Origin of the sequence: Kistimonas scapharcae (assembly GCF_039540975.1) — a bacterium.
GTDB classification, from domain to species: Bacteria; Pseudomonadota; Gammaproteobacteria; order Pseudomonadales; family Endozoicomonadaceae; genus Kistimonas; species Kistimonas scapharcae.
The window spans coordinates 1-727 of the sequence record NZ_BAABFL010000002.1 but is presented as its reverse complement, the minus strand read 5'-3'; the positions used below and the strand labels follow the sequence as shown (position 1 = coordinate 727).

Below are 727 nucleotides of genomic sequence, written 5' to 3'. Positions count from 1 at the left end.
AGGAAACAGACGACCATGAACGACAGTGAAGCACTCGACCACCAGCTGGATCGCATCCGGAAAATGAATACCCGGGAACTGAAGGATCTGTGGCAGGAACTCTATTTCAAACCAGCGCCTGCCATGCATCCCAACCTGCTCAGGATGCGGCTGGCCTGGCGGGTACAGGAGATTTTTCATGGGGGCCTGAGCAAACGGGCGAACGACGCGTTGGCAACACTGCGCAGGCGAATAAAGAACGGCAGGATCACCCGCAAGCGTCAGGAAGAGCTACCCATTGGTACCCGCCTGACCCGGGACTACCACGGTGAACGGCATAACGTGCTGGTGGTTAAAAACGGCTTTGAATACAGGGGTGAGATTTACACCAACCTGAGCCGTATCGCCAAGGTCATCACCGGCACCCACTGGAATGGACCGGCTTTTTTTGGACTGAGGAAGGAATACAATGACTAACGGGAAGCCACTCAAGACACGCTGCGCCATCTATACCCGCAAATCCTCGGAAGAAGGGCTGGAACAGGAGTTCAACAGTCTGGACGCCCAGCGGGAGGCGGCTGCCGCTTATATCGCCTCGCAAAAACATGAGGGCTGGACTGCGATCGATGACCATTTCGACGACGGGGGTTTCTCCGGTGGTTCCATGGTGCATATTCTGGTTTACTTGAACACCGATTCTGGTCTACTTGAACACCCCCGTCACCTTACGTATTGGCGAGCCTGATTT

2 protein-coding genes are annotated in these 727 nt (G+C 55.0%); both read left to right on the top strand.

Annotated elements, in window-relative coordinates; all coding sequences use genetic code 11:
• On the top strand, positions 1-456 hold a 456-nt coding region (locus ABD892_RS00105; RefSeq protein WP_345192582.1), incomplete at its 5' end, for a DUF2924 domain-containing protein.
• A complete protein-coding gene (locus ABD892_RS00100) occupies positions 449-724 on the top strand; it encodes a recombinase family protein (RefSeq protein ID WP_345192580.1) in 276 nt (91 codons plus the stop codon). The genes ABD892_RS00105 and ABD892_RS00100, both read left to right, overlap by 8 nt.
• The last annotated feature ends 3 nt before the right edge of the window (positions 725-727 follow it).